Source organism: Streptomyces sp. NBC_01497 (assembly GCF_036250695.1).
Lineage (GTDB): Bacteria > Actinomycetota > Actinomycetes > Streptomycetales > Streptomycetaceae > Streptomyces.
The window spans coordinates 5,996,310-6,011,561 of record NZ_CP109427.1; the positions used below are offsets into that span (position 1 = coordinate 5,996,310).

Below are 15,252 nucleotides of genomic sequence, written 5' to 3' on the forward strand. Positions count from 1 at the left end.
GCTGCCTGCCGGTCAGTGCCCGGCGTCCTGCGGGTAGTGGACGCCCAGCCGCTCCCGTACGGCGTCCAGGGTCCGCATCACCGCCAGCGTGCCCGCGAGCGGGACGAGGGACGACTCGGTGCGTCCTGCCGCCAGGCAGGCGCCCACCTCGGCCGCCTCGTGCTGCATGCCGTGCAGCGCCGACCGCGCGCGGACGACCTCCGCTTCCGCGCCCGCGCGGTGCAGGACGAACGAGTCCGGGTCGAAGAAACCCTCGGGCAGATCGATCCGGCCCCGGCTTCCGGTGACCGTCGCGCGGGTGCCGGAATGGCCGTCGAGGCCGCAGGTCAGGACGGCGACCGCGCCGCTGTCCCAGCCGAGGAGCATCCCCGTGTTCACGTCCACGCCCTCGGGCGAGAGCTGTGCGTCGGCCTGGATCCTGGACGGCTCACCGAGCAGCAGCTGCGCGAAGGACACCGGGTACACGCCCAGGTCGAGCAGCGCCCCGCCGCCCAGCTCGGGGTCGCGCATCCGGTGGTCGGGGGCGAAGGGACCAGTGACCCCGAAGTCGGCCTGGACCGAACGCACTTCGCCGATGGCCCCGTCCCGCACCAGCTCCACCAGCCGACGCACCACGGGATTGCAGTACGTCCACATCGCCTCCATCAGGAACAGGTCCCGCTCCCGCGCGAGCGTCACCAGCTCCTGCGCCTCGCGGGTGTTGAGCGTGAACGGCTTCTCGCACAGCACCGCCTTGCCCGCCTCCAGTGCCGCGCCCGCCGCGGCCCGGTGCGCGGAGTGCGGCGTCGCGACGTACACCGCGTCCACCTCCGGGTCGGCGAACAGGCCCGCCCAGTCCCCGTACGCCTGCGGGATGTCGAACCGGTCGGCGAACGTCTTCGCCGACGCCTCGTTCCGCGACGCGACGGCCACGACCCGCGCGTCGTCCAGCGCCTGTACGTCCTGGGTGAACCGCGCCGCTATACCGCCGGTCGCCACCACGCCCCATCGTGTCACGTTCTGCTCCCTTTTTCCCTGTCGTCCGAAGCCGTCGACAGCTGCGAGCATATGAAATGACTCGACGACCTAGGAGATGTCATGCCGGCCGGCGGCCCTTCCGTCAACGCAGAGCCCACGCCCCCCAGCCCCCGTCCCGTTCCCGGCACCACCCCCGGCGCCTCCCCCCTTCCCTCCTGTGGTGCGGGCCGCGTCCCTGACCCGGACACGACGACCGTCCCCGCCCCGCGCGACGGGGCCGCCTCCGGCCCAGGACCGGTGACCGCCCAGGACGAGGGCCCGGTGTCCGTACGCGGCCCGGGCGACGCCGCCGCGTCCGCCCGCCGTGCCGGACTGCTCCTCACCCTCGTGCTCGGCGGTCTCACCGCCCTCCCGCCGCTGTCCACCGACATGTACCTCCCGGCACTCCCCGCCGTGACCGACGCGCTGCACGCGCCGGCCGCCACCGTGCAGGTCACGCTCACCGCCTGCCTCATCGGCATGGCGCTCGGCCAGATCGTCATAGGCCCGATGAGCGACAAATGGGGCCGACGCCGTCCGCTGCTCGTCGGCATGAGCGTGTACGTGGTCGCGAGCATCGTCTGTGCCCTGGCCCCCAACGCCGAAGTGCTCATCGCCGTACGCCTGGTCCAGGGCCTCGCCGGGGCGGCCGGCGTCGTCATCTCCCGCGCCGTCGCCCGCGACCTGTTCGAGGGCGTCGCGATGGCCCGGTTCTTCTCCAGCCTCATGCTGGTCTCGGGCGTCGCCCCGATCGTCGCGCCCGTCTTCGGCGGCCAGATGCTCCGCTTCACCGACTGGCGGGGCATCTTCGTGGTGATCACCGTCGTGGGCGCGCTGCTCACCCTCGTCGCGGCGAAATGGCTGCACGAGACGCTGCCGCCCGAGCGCAGGCACGGCGGCGGCGTGGGCGCCGCACTGCGCACGATGCGGGGCCTCCTCGCGGACCGGGCGTTCAGCGGTTACCTGCTCACCGGCACGCTCTCGTTCACCGCGCTGTTCGCGTACGTGTCCGCCTCGCCGTTCGTCATGCAGGTCATCTACGGCGCGTCGCCGCAGACGTACAGCCTCCTGTTCGGCGTCAACGCGGTCGGCTCGGTCGGCGTCGGCCAGCTCAACGGGCGCGTGCTCGTGGGCCGGTTCAGCATGCACAAGATCATGGGCTGCGGGATCGTGCTGATCACGGCCGCCGCGAGCGCCCTGCTGCTCATGACCACGGGCGTCTTCGGCCGCGTCGGGATCCTCGCCGTCGAGGCCGGTCTGTTCGCGCTGATGACGGGCATGGGCCTGGTCAACGCCAACGCGAACACGCTGGGCCTCACCCGCGCCTCGCACGCGGCGGGCTCCGCCTCCGCCCTGCTCGGCACGTCGTCGTTCCTCCTCGGCTCGCTCGCCTCCCCGCTGGTGGGCGTCGCGGGCGAACACACGGCCGTCCCGATGGCCCTCGTCCAGCTGTTCTGCTCGGTGGGCGCGGCCGTGGCCTTCCTCACACTCGTACGCCCCTGGCGGCGCGAGGGGTCCGGTCCGGCCGAGGGGCCGCGGGGAGGCCGGATCGCCCGGCGGGGACGCCCGGCCGGGCGGCCCGCGGGCCCGGGGAGCCGGCAGCGCGCACGGTGACGGAACCGGGTACGGACGGCGCTGTCACCGGCACCCAGTACGGTTCTCCCCAGTACCACCCGTGCCGTCCGGGGGAGCCCCTATGAGCAGTGCCACCGCCACCAGTAAGAGCGAGAGGCGGATCAGTCCCGTGTTCCTGGGGATCGCCGCCGTCATGGCGGTCTCCGGCTGGGGCGTCTGGACGGGGTTCGCGGACAACGCGGGCTTCGCGGTCTTCCTCTTCGTCGTGTCCGCGTGGGTCGTCTCGCTGTGCCTGCACGAGTACGCGCACGCCCGCACCGCCCTGCACAGCGGGGACATCACGATCGGGGCCAAGGGCTACCTCACGCTCAACCCGCTCAAGTACACGCACGCCCTGCTGAGCATCGTGCTGCCGGTGATCTTCGTGATCATGGGAGGCATCGGCCTGCCCGGTGGCGCGGTCTACATCGAGCGGGACCGGGTGCGGGGTCGCTGGAAGCACAGTGCGATCTCGGCCGCGGGCCCGCTCACCAACGCGCTGTTCGCCGTCGTGTGCACGTCGCCGTTCTGGCTGGGCGGCCTGGACGGCATGCCGCTGCAGTTCCGGGAGGCGCTGGGATTCCTCGCGTTCCTGCAGGTGTCCGCGACGCTGCTGAACTTCGTCCCCGTACCGGGGCTGGACGGGTACGGCGTGATCGAGCCCTGGCTCTCGCAGAAGATCCGCCGGCAGATCGCGCCGTTCGCGCCGTTCGGCCTGATCGCGGTGTTCGTCGTCCTCTACCAGGGCACGGTCAACAACGCGTTCTTCGACCTGATCGACGGGATCCTGGGGCACCTCGGGGTGGACCAGAACTCCGTGTACTGCGGACAGAACCTCTTCCAGTTCTGGAAATCGCCGAACCCGATGTGCTCCGTCCCCGGCATCTTCGGGTCCTGAGGCACGGTGCCGCGCCGTCGCGGCGCGCGGGTGGCCCGGAGCGTTCGCCGCTCCGGGCCACCCGCCGTTCGCCGTCCGTCCTCGGGACCAGGGGTCGGCTGGTCAGGGGACCCGGGGGTCAGCGGCGGGGGAGCGGGCTCACGGGTAGCTCGTCACCTTCGCGAGTCCCACCTCGGCGTCCGAGGGCCCGCCCGTCGTGTTGATGACGTGCGCGATCGTGCCCTGCCCCCCGCCCAGCGAGAACGTGAGCATGCTGTGGAAGCGGACCCCGGAGCGCCGCGGCGCCGCGAAGGCCCGGTCGGCGACGATGGTCGGGTCGCTGGTGAGGTTGCAGTAGCTGCCGAGCCCCCACGCCTCGTGCTCGCGCACGCCGTCCGCCACCTCGTACGCCGGCCAGCCCCGGTGTGCGCCCTCGTTCCAGGCAGCCTGGTTGGGCGGGTCGTAGGGCATCTCGTTCTGGAAGAAGTACGTACGGCCCCGCTCGCCGGACCAGCTCACCTGGGCCTTTTGGTGGTGTTCGACGAACAGCCCGTACACCGTCACGTCGTCCCCGCTCACCAGCAGGCCCGTGTCGGAGGTGTTCTTCGTCCAGCCCACACCCGAGCCGTGGTCCGCGCGCCACAGCCAGGTGTTGTCGATGATGACGTCGTCGCTGTTGACGACGATCGAGTTCTTCGCCTTGCCCACGCCCGCGCCGCCGACACGGACGAACACGTCGTGCAGGGAGCTCGGGTTGTGCGTGTGGGAGTGGCGTGAACCGTCCGGTCCGACACGTACGAGCGCGTCGCTGCTCTGCGCCCCCGCGTCCACCAGCAGTCCCGCGATCTTCACCCCGTCCACGTCCGCGACGTCGAGTGCCGTGACACCGCCGTCGGGGATGAGCGTGGCGAGACCGAGACCGAGCACGACCGTGTCGGGTTCGGTGATCTTCAGCGGCTGCGCGAGGTGGTACACCCCGGGCGTGATCAGCAGGTGCTTGCCCTGGGCGAGGGCCGAGTTGAGCTCCGCCGCACTCGCGCCCGGCTGCGCTATGTGGAAGTCGCCGAGCGGTACGTCCGTACCGGCCGCGCGCTGCGCCTCCCAACTCGTGTTGTGGCTGTCGCGGCGCACGGCGGGGACGAACACCTGCCACGCGCCGGCCTTGTCCACGTGCAGGAACGGCTTCTCCCGTACGACCGGGGTGCGCGCCACGTTGGTGAACGGCGGCGAGGGGAAACTGGTCGCCGGCGCGTTGTCGGTGCCGACGAAGACGATGTTCCAGTTGAAGCCCAGCCAGCCGCCGACCACCGAGTTGCGGGTGATCCACTGCTGCTGGGTGCCCGAGGACACCTGGCCCGTGATCAGGCTGTCCGCGATGAAGCCGCCGCTGGAGTAACCGCCGTCGTCCAGCTGGAGGTTGCCGGTCAGGTAGATCCGCCGGTAGAAGGTGGCCTGCGAGACGGCCCAGCGGTCCGTGCCGCTGCGGGGCACCGGGTGGATGTTCTCCGCCCCGCGCCAGAAGTTCGTCAGTGTGCCCTTGCCGTGGGCGTCGCCGTCCACGTGCAGGGTATTGGAGATCGTCACGTCCGCCGGCTGCGCGCCGAGCCCCGCGACCTGGGTGTAGTAGCCGAGGTTGACGTCGACGTCGTAGCCGCCGGGCTTGAACAGCACCGCGTAGCGGCCGGTACCGAATTCGGCCTGCTTCTGCTGCGCGAAGATCGCGTCCAGCGTCGACTGGACGGTGTCCGTGTCCATGGAGGAGTCGAACACGTAGACGTTGGGCCCGAGATCGGGGTCACCCGCCGCGTGTTGTGCGGGCGGCGGCGGAGTGGCGGCCGCGGCCGTCGTGGCCGAGGCGGCCCGCTCCGCCGTCGTGGTGGACGCGGCCGCGGCCGGGGTCGTCATGGCCGCCGCGCCACCGGCGGCGAGTGCGCCCGACGCGAGCAGGAAGCCCCGTCTGCGCAGGTTCGACGATTCCGGGGCGGTGGGGCCGGCGGAGGCGTCATCGGTGGTGGGGTGCGCCGGGGGAGTGGGGAGTTCGGGGAAATCAAGGGGCACGAGATGGCCGTCCCTTCGACAACGACGGACGGCGCGCGCGAGCCCAGCCGAACGAACGGCCGTACGGGCACGTGACGTCCGAACTGCACGTGGACTGCGCCGGCCCGGTGGGTCGGCCCTTATTTCACGGCTTGATTGAACGCGTGTGAGAAGGGGGCGTCAAGGGTGCGGAGTTGAGGCCGGTGGGGCCGGTGCGGAACGGCGGCGGCCGTACGGGCGTCAGCAGCCGCCCGAGGCCGCGCGGGCGGAGATCCGGTACGTGTCGACCGAAGCGGAGCCGTATCCCGAACCGCTCGCGTCCGGAACGTCGAAGTCCATGTCGTCCCCGGCGCCGACCGTGACGGTCAGGCAGGCCGGGTTGCGGCCCTCGTCACTGATGAGGTAGCGCGTCGTGGAAGGGACGTCGTCGACGTCGTCCTCGTCCGCGGAGCCGTCGGGCGCGTCGAGCGGCTGGATCTTCAGGCTCCGGGCCGGACCGTCCCGCAGCGCCTCGGCGTCGGCGAGGGCGTCGGTCACCGAGCTCCGGTAGTCCGTCACGTCGCCGCCGCGGTTGAGGTCGAACGCCGCGTCATCGGCGATCCCCAGGATCTCGTCGTCCGACCAGGTGTCGTCGTCGTGCACGTGGAGCGAGGCGACGAGCCAGCCGATGGCGAACAGCGTGCAGAGCACGAGGATCGCCCGGCGGACCTGGAGGGTGCTCTGCGGGGTTCCCACACTCGACGCGACTGCGGGCTGCCACGACTGCGACCGCCACAGCAACTGCTGGGTCCGGATCGCCAGGCCGAGGACCAGGGCCAGGGCCAGGAGGGCGGCGACGATCGAGAACACGGAAGGACCCCCGGGCGGCGCTGACGTGGCATGGACGGGTCAATCGTAACGAGCGGTGGCCGCTTCCCGCCGGACGGGCCCACCCCTGCGTGCGACGGTGGTGACCCCGCGTGCGCGACGGCGCGGGTGCGGACGCGGTGTGCCCGGACCGCGTGCGTGCGTCAGCAGGCGCCGCGCGCCGCGGTGGCGGACAGGTCGTAGGTGTCGATGCGGGAGGCGCCCGCGTCGTCCGGGTCGGCGCCGCCCGGTACGGGGACGAGGATCGGGGCGCCCTCGGTGGACGTGACCGTCAGGCAGGCGGCATGCCGGCCGTGGTCGCTGATGACGTATCGGGTGCTGTCGGCGCCGTCGTCCGCGTCGTCCGGAACGGTGGGTGAGGTCTCGGTCGTCAGCAGTCCCGGACCATCCCCGTCGCGCATCGCGTCCTCGACGGCGGCGTTCACCGCGCTCTCGGGACTCGACACGGAGTCGGCGTCGCTGAGGCTGTCCGCCGCGTCCCGGGCGATCCCCAGGACCTCGCCGTCCGACCAGGTGTCCGCGTCATGAGCGTTGATCATGGCGATCAGGCCGCCGACGGCGATGAGCGAACAGACGAAGAAGACCGCGCGGCGCAGCACCAGAAGGGGCTCCGGGGCCCTGACGCTCGACGCGACGGCCGGCACCAGCGACCGGGCCCGTCCCAACTGTTTCTGCGTCAGGACGAAACAGCTGGGAAAGACGACGGTGAGCACCGCGAAGAAGATGACGTAGGGCATGGCGGCCCCTCCCCCGGTTCCGCAAGATTGTCGTGGCCGGGACAACGCTATCGGGGGGAGCCGGGCGTTCGTCGAGGAGGTCAGCCCCTCTGTGACGAAGCCGTTGCCGTCCGCGCACGCCGAAGGTAGTACCAGGCCATGTTGGACGACAGGCCCGCGAGGAGCACCCACACGATGCCGATCCAGTCGCCCTGGACGAAGGAGAGCACGGCCGCCGCGACGGCGAGCGCGCAGACGACGAGGGCGTAGACGGCGAGGCGGGGCATGAGGTGCTGCTCCTGTCGGACGGGGGAGACCGGGTCCCGCACAGTCTCCCCCATCCGCCCCGCCCGCTCCGCCGTCCCCGTCCGGCCCGCGGAGGTCAGATGTCCGTGAGGCGCACTCCCGCGTGCGCCTTGTAACGCCGGTTGACCGAGATCAGGTTCGCCACCAGCGACTCCACCTGGTGCGCGTTGCGCAGCCGCCCCGCGAAGACGCCCCGCATGCCGGTGATCCGGCCGGCGAGCGCCTGCACGATGTCCGTGTCCGCCCGGGACTCGCCGAGCACCATCACGTCCGTGTCGATCGACTCCACCTCGGCGTCCTGCAGGAGCACGGCCGAAAGGTGGTGGAAGGCAGCGGTCACGCGCGCCCCGGGCAGCAGCGCCGCGGCCTGTTCCGCGGCGCTGCCCTCCTCGGGCGTCAGCGCGTAGGCGCCCTTCTTGTCGAAGCCGAGGGGGTTGACGCAGTCCACGACCAGCTTGCCCGTCAGCTCCTCCGCCAGGGACTGCAGGGTCTTCGCGTGGCCGTCCCAGGGCACCGCGACGATGATCACATCGCTGCGGCTCGCGCACGTCGCGTTGTCCGCGCCCTCGACGCCGTGGCCGAGTTCGTCGGCGGCGGCCCGGGCGCGCTCCGCCGACCGGGATCCGATGATCACCTTCTGACCGGCGAGCGCCAGCCGGTAGGCGAGGCCGCGGCCCTGGTCCCCGGTGCCGCCGAGCACGCCGACGACGAGACCCGACACGTCGGGCAGCTCCCAGGGGTCCTTGGCGGGAGGCTTGGGAGCGGGGGAGCCGGCGGCCGAGCCGTTCGCGGAGGTGCCGGAATCGCTGGATGAGGAAGTCATGGCTCCTACCCTTCCCTTTCGGGTGAGGTCTTGGCCACTCCGGGATGCTGGGCGCCGGCCTCCGGCAGGATGCGGGGCCATGGATGCCGTACGCGTCGCCCTGTTGCGCGAGGTGCTCGCCGCCACCCGATGGCCTTCGGAGGCCAGGGGGTTCGCCGGTGCGCTGCGCTCGTGCGTCGTACCCCGGGGCGGGGGCCTGCTACTCGTGGGGACCAGGGGGTACGAGCCGTGGCACCTGGCCGCCCATCTCGTGGACGAGGCCGCCTGGTCGGGGCAGCCGGAGCTCGCGCCCACCCTCGTACGGCACGAGGTGCCGCCGGACGCGCCCGCGCACCTGATGGTCGGGCTCGGCCGCCTGGAGGGGGCGGGGCGCGGCGAGACGCTGCTGGTGGTGGCGCCGGGACCGGCGGACGCCGGGCTGCTGGAGCGGGTGCACGGGGCGCGGCGGGCCGGGGCGACGGTCTTCTCGCTGGACGGCGGGGACCCGCGGATGCACGCGCTGGCGCACGAGGCGCTGACCGTGGCGGGTGCCGCCGGCGCCGGGGGTGCCGGGCGCGGCGGGTGGGACGAGAGCGCAGGCGCCGCGCGCGCCGCCGGCCCGGCCGGTGGCGCCGGGCGCCTCGCCGCGGGCCTTCCCGGGGCGGACACCGGCGCGGACGTGGGCACGGGCGTCCTGCCGGCCGGGCTCGCCGGGATCCCTGGTCGGCGCCCGGAGGCCGGTGTGGACTTCGACACAGTGCAGCATCTGGTGAGCGCTGCGGTCGGGGAGTCCGCACGGCCCGCCGCGCGCGGCAGGCGCCGGTTCAGGGACCGGCTCTCCCTGCTCGCGGACCGGCTCACGGCACCGCCGCCCGCCCGCTGGTGACGCCCGCTCGCGCCGCCGCGTGACTCCCGTACCCCTGACCGTCTCCCCGATTTCGCTTGCACGGTGCACGTAAGAGAACGGAACATGGCACCTCGTGCCACATTTCTTCCGCCGTGCCCTGGCGATCCTGCCCGACCTGACCCCGCTGCGCGCGCTGCCCGACTTCCGGCTGCTCTGGTTCCAGGGGCTCGTGACGTCCTTCGGCAGCTCCATGACGATGGTGGCCCTGCCGCTGCAGATCAAGGAGCTGACGGACTCGCCGCTCGCGGTCGGCGCGATGGGCGGGGTCGAACTCGTGCCGCTGATCGCCTTCGGCCTCTACGGGGGCGCGCTCGCCGACGCCGTCGACCGCCGCAAGGTCATCCTCCTCTCGGAGGCGGGTCTCGGCGTGCTGGCCCTGGTCCTGCTGGCCAACTCGCTGCTGCCGCACCCCGCGCTGTGGCCGCTGTACGTGGTCGCGGCGGCCGTCTCCGCGCTGTCCGGGCTCCAGCAGCCCGCGCTCGGCTCGCTGATCGCGCGGATCGTCCCGCACGACCAGCTCACGGCCGCGTCCGCGCTCAACTTCATGCGCGGTCAGCTCGCCGCCGTGGTGGGCCCGTCGCTCGCGGGCGTGGTCGTCGCGTACGTGGGGCTGCCGGTGGCGTACACGGTGACGGTGATCGGCTTCCTGCTGACCGTGCCGATGTGCCTGCGGCTCGCGCCCGCCCCGCCGTCGGGCGTGACCTCGCGGCCGTCGCTGCGCAGCGTGGTGGAGGGCGCGCGCTACGCGTGGAGCAAACCGGTACTGCTCGGTACCTACGCGATGGACGTCGCGGCGATGTTCTTCGCGTACCCGGTGACGCTGTTCCCCTTCCTCGCGGACGAGCTGGACGCCAAGTGGGCGCTGGGGCTGATGTACAGCGCCATACCCTTCGGCTCGATGCTCGTGACCTCGACGAGCGGCTGGGCGTCCAGGACGCGCCGCCACGGCCGGATGGTCGCGCTCGGCGCGGGCAGTTGGGGCCTCGCGATGGCGGCGGCCGGTCTGATGTCGCACATCTGGCTCATCCTGCTGTGCCTGGCGGTCGCGGGGGCCGGGGACATGCTCAGCGGACTGGCCCGGCACACCATCTGGGACCAGACGATCCCCGACGAGCTGCGCGGACGGCTCGCGGGCATCGAGGTCCTCTCGTACAGCTGCGGGCCGCAGCTCGGGCAGGTACGGGCGGGCACCACGGCGGGGCTGACGGGCACGCGCCCCGCGATCTGGGGCGGTGGCTTCGCCTGCGTGGCGGCGGTGGGGCTGCTGGCGGTGGCGCTGCCGAAACTGCTGAGCTACAACGCGGACACCGATCCGGACGCCCTGCGCAGGCGCGCCCAGAAGGAGAAGGAGGCGGCGGCGCGGGTGGCGGCGGAGACCGTCGCGGGCCCTTCCGGCACGCCGGAGGTCGCGGGGGCGTAGCGCGGGTGCGTGATCGTCCACGATCCGGAACGCCCCGACTGCATGTACGTGCCATCTTTACGATGCCCCGGTGTCACCCGAAGAGCAGAACCAGACCAGCGACGGGACCGCGCGACGGTCCCCGTCCCCCGCCGGCTCCGCCCGGCCCGCCACGGCCCCCGGTGCGGCCGGGGCCGCAGGGCCCTGCGCCTCGCCCCCCGCGGCCGCGTCCCGCCGGCCCCTCGCGGCCCCGGAGCACCCGGAGCCCGCGAAACCCGCACAGCACCCGGTGCCGGGAGACTCCGGGGCGTCCCCGTCGCCCGGCGCGTCCGCGGGACGCGGGACGGCGTCCGGGACCGACAAGGCCGCCCACCGGGCGGTCACGGTCTTCCCGCTGCTCATCCTCGCGGCGGGCGCCCTCGGCATGATCCGGCCCTCGGCCTTCACCGGCTGGGGTACGGCGACCCCGTGGATGCTCGGCACCGTCATGTTCTGCATGGGACTCACGCTGACCCTGCCCGACTTCAAAGCGGTCGCCAAGCGGCCTTGGGCGGTGGGACTCGGCCTGGTCGCGCACTACGTGATCATGCCGGGGCTCGGCTGGGTGATCGCCACCCTGCTCGGCCTGCCGCCGCAGCTCGCCGCCGGCGTCATCCTGGTGGGCTGCGCGCCCAGCGGTACGGCCTCGAACGTCGTGGCGTACCTGGCGCGCGGCGACGTCGCCCTTTCGGTGTCGGTCGCGACGGTGTCCACCGTGCTCGCGCCGCTGCTCACACCGCCGCTGACCCTGCTGCTCGCCGGCCAGTTCCTGGACGTGGACGCGGGCTCGATGGTCACGGACATCCTCAAGCAGGTGCTGCTGCCGGTCGTCGCGGGTGTGCTCGTACGCCTGCTCGCGGGGCGCTGGGTGAACCGGGTCCTCGGGGTGCTGCCGTGGATCTCCGCGCTGGTCGTGGCGCTCATCGTGGTGACGGTGGTGGCGGGCAGCGCGGAGCTGATCAAGAACGCGGCGGCGCTGGTCCTGCTGGCCGTGGTCCTGCACAACGGGCTGGGGCTCGCCCTCGGTTACGGGGCGGGCGCGCTGTCCCGGCTGGGCAAGCCGGCCAGCCGCGCGATGGCGTTCGAGGTCGGAATGCAGAACTCGGGGCTGGCCGCGTCGCTGGCGACCGCGCACTTCAGCGCGGAGGCGGCGCTCCCGGCGGCCATCTTCTCCGTCTGGCACAACGTCTCGGGGGCCGTGGTGGCGGCGTGGATGGCGCGCCGCGACCGGCGGACGGTGGCGGCGGACTGACGGGGAGGGCCGGGAGCGTGGTCCGGGGATCGCGGTCCCGGGACCGGTCCCCCGGAGCCGGCCCCGGGGGACCGTACCCGTCGGGGGCGCTCTCCGCTCTCCGCTCCCCGCACCGCGGACCCCCGCAGGGCTGCTCCGCGCGGGCTCCGGCCCCCCGCGCGGGCCACGGACCCTCTGCGGGCCCCGGCCCCGCGACGGTCCCGGGGCCCGCGGTCCCGGGGCCCTGCGGGCGGCGGGCGCGGGGGCGCCGCTCCGGGGGCGGTCCGCTCAGGTGCCCGGCGTGTTGCCGCCGTCGGGGCGCTGCGGGTCGGCGTCCCACTCCTCGTTGCGCTCCTTGACCTTCTCCATCGCGTGTTCCGCCTCCGTGCGGGACGCGTAGGGGCCGAAGCGGTTCTTGGCGGGGCACTGGAGCCCCTCCTCCACCGTCTTGTGCTGGAGGCAGTAGTACCACTCGCCCGCCTTGGGCTCCGTGCGCTTCTTGAACAGGGCCATCGTCCGTCCCTTCCCCTCTGAGTCCGTGCTGTGGGTGCTGACCGTAGCGTCCCCTGCCGTCCTACCCCGTGCCGTGCCGTGCGCCTCATCCGTCATGCTGCCCCGCCGGTGCGGGCGGGACGCTGGTTAGACTCGCCGCATGTCTGGCCAGCAGCTTCTCGTCCCCGGAAAAATCTCTCCCGCGCGCTCCGTCCCCGCGGCCATTCCCCGGCCGCCGTACGTCGGAAAGCCCCTGCCCGACCCGTACGACGGACCGGACGTGCAGAGCGCGGAGACCGTCGAACTCATGCGGATCGCGGGCCGTATCGCCGCCGACGCCCGTGAGGAGGCCGCGAAGCACATCGCGCCCGGCGTGACCACCGACGAGCTCGACCGCGTCGCGCACACCTACCTGTGCGACCACGGCGCCTATCCCTCGACGCTCGGCTACCGGGGCTTCCCCAAGTCGCTGTGCACCTCCGTCAACGAGGTCATCTGTCACGGGATCCCGGACTCCACGGTGCTGCGGGACGGGGACATCGTCAATCTGGACGTCACGGCCTACATCAACGGCGTGCACGGCGACACCAACGCCACCTATCCGTGCGGGGATGTGGACGAGGAGTCGAGGCTGCTGGTCGAGCGGACCAAGGAGTCGCTGAGCCGGGCCATCAAGGCCGTACGGCCCGGCCGGCAGATCAACATCATCGGGCGCGTGATCGAGTCGTACGCGAAGCGGTTCGGCTACGGCGTCGTGCGGGACTTCACCGGGCACGGCATCAACACGGCCTTCCACTCCGGGCTGGTCGTCCCGCACTACGACAGCCCGCACGCGACCACCGTCATCCGTGAGGGCATGACCTTCACCATCGAGCCGATGCTGACACTCGGCTCGTACGAGCACGACATGTGGGACGACGGCTGGACGGTCGTCACGAAGGACCGCGGGCGCACCGCGCAGTTCGAACATACGCTGGTCGTGACGGCGACCGGGGCGGAGATCCTCACCCTGCCGTGAGTCCTCTTGCCGTGGTTCCTCCCCGGGGTACGGTTTTACCGACAGGGCGTCGGGAAGTGGCACAAGAGGAGCGAGGCTGGTCGGTTAGGTAAGGCTAAGCTAAGCTCGCTGTGCTGTCCTGCCTTGTCCCGTCCCGTCCGGTCGTCCCCCTTGTTCCGGAGGTTCCGCCCGTGTCGACAGCCACCGTCCCCTTCTCCACTCGCATCCGCGAGGCCTCGGCCGTGCAGCACCAGGCCGCGGGCACCTCCGCGTTCATGAGCGGCCTCCTCGGCGGCAGGCTCGGGCTCGACGCCTTCACCCGGTACACCGAGCAGCTGTGGTTCGTCTACGCGGCCCTCGAAGGCGGTGCGACCGGGGACGGCCTCGCGTCCGACCCCGTCGCCGGTCCCTTCGTGCGGCCGGAACTCTCCCGTACGCCGGAGCTGGCCCGCGACCTGGCGTACCTGCGCGGCCCCGACTGGCGTCGCGACCTGGCGCCCCTGCCCGCGACGGCCGCCTACGCGGCCCGGATCGAGGACTGCGCGGCGGCCTGGCACGGCGGCTACGTGGCCCACCACTACACGCGCTACCTCGGCGACCTGTCCGGCGGGCAGGTGGTCGGGGACCGTGCGGCCAAGCAGTGGGGCTTCGCGCACCGGGGCGACGGCGTACGTTTCTACGCGTTCGACGGCATCGACAACCCCGCCGCGTTCAAGCGCGCGTACCGGGCGAGCCTCGACGCGCTGCCGGTGGACGGACCGGAGAAACTGCGGATCGTGGAGGAGTGCCGCACCGCCTTCGAGTTCAACCGCGCGGTCCTGCGCGAACTGGGCGAGCTCTACCCGGGCTGAGCGCGGTGCCGCACCCGCGGCGCCTGGAGCGCCAGCGCCACCGCGCTCCAGAGCGCCCCGATCAGGAACGTGCCGCGCACCGTGACCAGCGGCAGGACCAGACCGCCCGTCAGCGCGCCGAGGGCCACGCCCGCGTTGAACGCCGCCGAGTTGGCCGCCACGGCCGTCTCGGTGCGGCCGGGCGCCACCCGCAGCACCAGCGCCTGGGACGCCATCACGACCGGCGCGAGTGCCACCCCCAGCAGCGCCAGCGCCGCCGTCGCCGCCCACCGGGTGCCGCCCGCCGCCCACAGGGCGGTCATCGCGACGCTCTGGAGCGCCACGGGCACCGCCAGCATCGCCCAGGGCAGTCGGTCGAGCAGCGGGCCCGCCCCCACGATGCCCGCGAGCGCCGCGACCCCGAACACCAGCAGCAGCGGACCGACCGCCGAGCCGGGGAAGCCGCTCACCTCCGTCAGGAACTTCTCGATGTAGGTGAACCCGGTGTACGCGCCCGCGCCCGAGAGGGCGGTCGTCGCCAGCACCACACCGAACGCCCGCCGGTCGGGCGCAGGACCGAACGCGGCGTGGCCGGTGCCGGGCCGCGTCGTCGGCAGGCAGGCCGCGACGAGTACGAGCGCCACCGCCCCGAGGCAGGCCAGCACCGCGAACGGCGCGTGCCAGCCGCCGTGCCGGCCGAGCCAGGTGCCCGCGGGCACCCCGAGCGCCGTCGCCAGCGACCCGCCGACCGACAGCACCCCGATGACCCGGCCCCTGCGCTCCGGGGCGAACAGGCCCACCGCGGCCGGACCCATGACCGCCCAGAACAACGCCTGCGCGAGCGCCGTCGCGACCCGCGCGCCGAGCAGCACCCCGTACGAACCGGCCACCGCGGACAGCCGGCTCGCGACCACCAGGACGGCGAGGACGGCGGCCAGTACGTAGCGGTGCGGCACCGCGCGCATGGCGCGCGCCAGCGGGAGGGAGAACACGGCCACGGTGACGCCGTATCCCGTGACCAGAGCGCCCACGGCCGCGAGCGGCACGCGCAGATCGTGCGCGACGTCGCCGAGCAGGCCGACCGGGAGGTTCTCCGTGGTGTTGAAGGTGAACGCGGCGAGCATCAGGCCCGCCACGGCGAG

At 72.9% G+C, this 15,252-nt stretch carries 15 protein-coding genes; 7 read left to right on the top strand and 8 right to left on the bottom strand.

Annotated features, from left to right (window positions below):
* Window positions 1-12: 12 nt before the first annotated feature.
* Window positions 13-1,047, bottom strand: a complete 1,035-nt coding sequence (locus OG310_RS25305) for a Gfo/Idh/MocA family protein (RefSeq protein WP_443078730.1) — start codon at window positions 1,045-1,047, stop codon at window positions 13-15.
* 30 nt (window positions 1,048-1,077) lie between these two features.
* On the opposite strand from OG310_RS25305, the gene OG310_RS25310 reads away from it, so the two are divergent.
* Window positions 1,078-2,610, top strand: coding sequence for a multidrug effflux MFS transporter (locus OG310_RS25310; RefSeq protein ID WP_329458155.1), 1,533 nt, complete (start codon window positions 1,078-1,080; stop codon window positions 2,608-2,610).
* An 82-nt stretch (window positions 2,611-2,692) separates the two neighbouring features.
* Complete coding sequence (locus OG310_RS25315) at window positions 2,693-3,508, top strand: site-2 protease family protein (RefSeq protein ID WP_329458156.1); 816 nt, start codon at window positions 2,693-2,695, stop codon at window positions 3,506-3,508.
* A gap of 138 nt (window positions 3,509-3,646) precedes the next feature.
* Here OG310_RS25315 and OG310_RS25320 read toward each other — a convergent pair whose 3' ends face one another.
* The 5 genes from OG310_RS25320 to npdG form a co-directional block, all read right to left on the bottom strand.
* Window positions 3,647-5,392, bottom strand: a complete 1,746-nt coding sequence (locus OG310_RS25320; protein ID WP_329460374.1) for a coagulation factor 5/8 type domain-containing protein — start codon at window positions 5,390-5,392, stop codon at window positions 3,647-3,649.
* Window positions 5,393-5,764: 372 nt separating this feature from the next.
* Entirely contained in the window at window positions 5,765-6,373 is a 609-nt protein-coding gene (locus OG310_RS25325) for a hypothetical protein (protein ID WP_329458157.1), read from the bottom strand.
* Window positions 6,374-6,534: 161 nt separating this feature from the next.
* On the bottom strand, window positions 6,535-7,128 hold the full coding sequence (locus tag OG310_RS25330) for a hypothetical protein (protein ID WP_329458158.1): 594 nt from the start codon (window positions 7,126-7,128) through the stop codon (window positions 6,535-6,537).
* Window positions 7,129-7,208: 80 nt separating this feature from the next.
* The gene (locus OG310_RS25335) at window positions 7,209-7,448 is read right to left on the bottom strand and encodes a hypothetical protein (RefSeq protein WP_329458159.1); all 240 of its coding nucleotides are present in this window, start codon (window positions 7,446-7,448) and stop codon (window positions 7,209-7,211) included.
* A gap of 41 nt (window positions 7,449-7,489) precedes the next feature.
* A complete protein-coding gene (npdG, locus tag OG310_RS25340) occupies window positions 7,490-8,236 on the bottom strand; it encodes an NADPH-dependent F420 reductase (RefSeq protein ID WP_329458160.1) in 747 nt (248 codons plus the stop codon).
* 79 nt (window positions 8,237-8,315) lie between these two features.
* On the opposite strand from npdG, the gene OG310_RS25345 reads away from it, so the two are divergent.
* The 3 genes from OG310_RS25345 (at window position 8,316) to OG310_RS25355 (ending at window position 11,812) form a co-directional block, all read left to right on the top strand.
* Entirely contained in the window at window positions 8,316-9,101 is a 786-nt protein-coding gene (locus OG310_RS25345) for a hypothetical protein (protein ID WP_329458161.1), read from the top strand.
* Window positions 9,102-9,195: 94 nt separating this feature from the next.
* Complete coding sequence (locus tag OG310_RS25350; protein ID WP_329458162.1) at window positions 9,196-10,542, top strand: MFS transporter; 1,347 nt, start codon at window positions 9,196-9,198, stop codon at window positions 10,540-10,542.
* A gap of 268 nt (window positions 10,543-10,810) precedes the next feature.
* Window positions 10,811-11,812, top strand: a complete 1,002-nt coding sequence (locus OG310_RS25355; RefSeq protein ID WP_329460375.1) for a bile acid:sodium symporter family protein — start codon at window positions 10,811-10,813, stop codon at window positions 11,810-11,812.
* A gap of 267 nt (window positions 11,813-12,079) precedes the next feature.
* On the opposite strand, the gene OG310_RS25360 is transcribed toward OG310_RS25355, so the two are convergent.
* Complete coding sequence (locus OG310_RS25360) at window positions 12,080-12,304, bottom strand: hypothetical protein (RefSeq protein WP_329458163.1); 225 nt, start codon at window positions 12,302-12,304, stop codon at window positions 12,080-12,082.
* 139 nt (window positions 12,305-12,443) lie between these two features.
* Here OG310_RS25360 and map point away from each other — a divergent pair, with 139 nt between their 5' ends.
* Window positions 12,444-13,301, top strand: a complete 858-nt coding sequence (gene map / locus OG310_RS25365) for a type I methionyl aminopeptidase (protein ID WP_329458164.1) — start codon at window positions 12,444-12,446, stop codon at window positions 13,299-13,301.
* A 170-nt stretch (window positions 13,302-13,471) separates the two neighbouring features.
* Window positions 13,472-14,131, top strand: a complete 660-nt coding sequence (locus tag OG310_RS25370; RefSeq protein WP_329458165.1) for a biliverdin-producing heme oxygenase — start codon at window positions 13,472-13,474, stop codon at window positions 14,129-14,131.
* Here OG310_RS25370 and OG310_RS25375 read toward each other — a convergent pair.
* A complete protein-coding gene (locus OG310_RS25375) occupies window positions 14,119-15,234 on the bottom strand; it encodes an MFS transporter (protein WP_329460376.1) in 1,116 nt (371 codons plus the stop codon). The genes OG310_RS25370 and OG310_RS25375 overlap by 13 nt on opposite strands.
* Between the last annotated feature and the right edge of the window lie 18 nt (window positions 15,235-15,252).

What these genes read in the sequence shown, in the direction of transcription:
- OG310_RS25305 (WP_443078730.1), bottom strand. Translation starts at nt 1,047, where the DNA reads ATGCTCGCAGCTGTCGACGGCTTCGGACGACAGGGAAAAAGGGAGCAG.
- OG310_RS25310 (WP_329458155.1), top strand. Translation starts at nt 1,078, where the DNA reads ATGCCGGCCGGCGGCCCTTCCGTCAACGCAGAGCCCACGCCCCCCAGC.
- OG310_RS25315 (WP_329458156.1), top strand. Translation starts at nt 2,693, where the DNA reads ATGAGCAGTGCCACCGCCACCAGTAAGAGCGAGAGGCGGATCAGTCCC.
- OG310_RS25320 (WP_329460374.1), bottom strand. Translation starts at nt 5,392, where the DNA reads ATGACGACCCCGGCCGCGGCCGCGTCCACCACGACGGCGGAGCGGGCC.
- OG310_RS25330 (WP_329458158.1), bottom strand. Translation starts at nt 7,128, where the DNA reads ATGCCCTACGTCATCTTCTTCGCGGTGCTCACCGTCGTCTTTCCCAGC.
- OG310_RS25335 (WP_329458159.1), bottom strand. Translation starts at nt 7,448, where the DNA reads ATGGGGGAGACTGTGCGGGACCCGGTCTCCCCCGTCCGACAGGAGCAG.
- npdG (WP_329458160.1), bottom strand. Translation starts at nt 8,236, where the DNA reads ATGACTTCCTCATCCAGCGATTCCGGCACCTCCGCGAACGGCTCGGCC.
- OG310_RS25345 (WP_329458161.1), top strand. Translation starts at nt 8,316, where the DNA reads ATGGATGCCGTACGCGTCGCCCTGTTGCGCGAGGTGCTCGCCGCCACC.
- OG310_RS25360 (WP_329458163.1), bottom strand. Translation starts at nt 12,304, where the DNA reads ATGGCCCTGTTCAAGAAGCGCACGGAGCCCAAGGCGGGCGAGTGGTAC.
- map (WP_329458164.1), top strand. Translation starts at nt 12,444, where the DNA reads ATGTCTGGCCAGCAGCTTCTCGTCCCCGGAAAAATCTCTCCCGCGCGC.
- OG310_RS25375 (WP_329460376.1), bottom strand. Translation starts at nt 15,234, where the DNA reads ATGCTCGCCGCGTTCACCTTCAACACCACGGAGAACCTCCCGGTCGGC.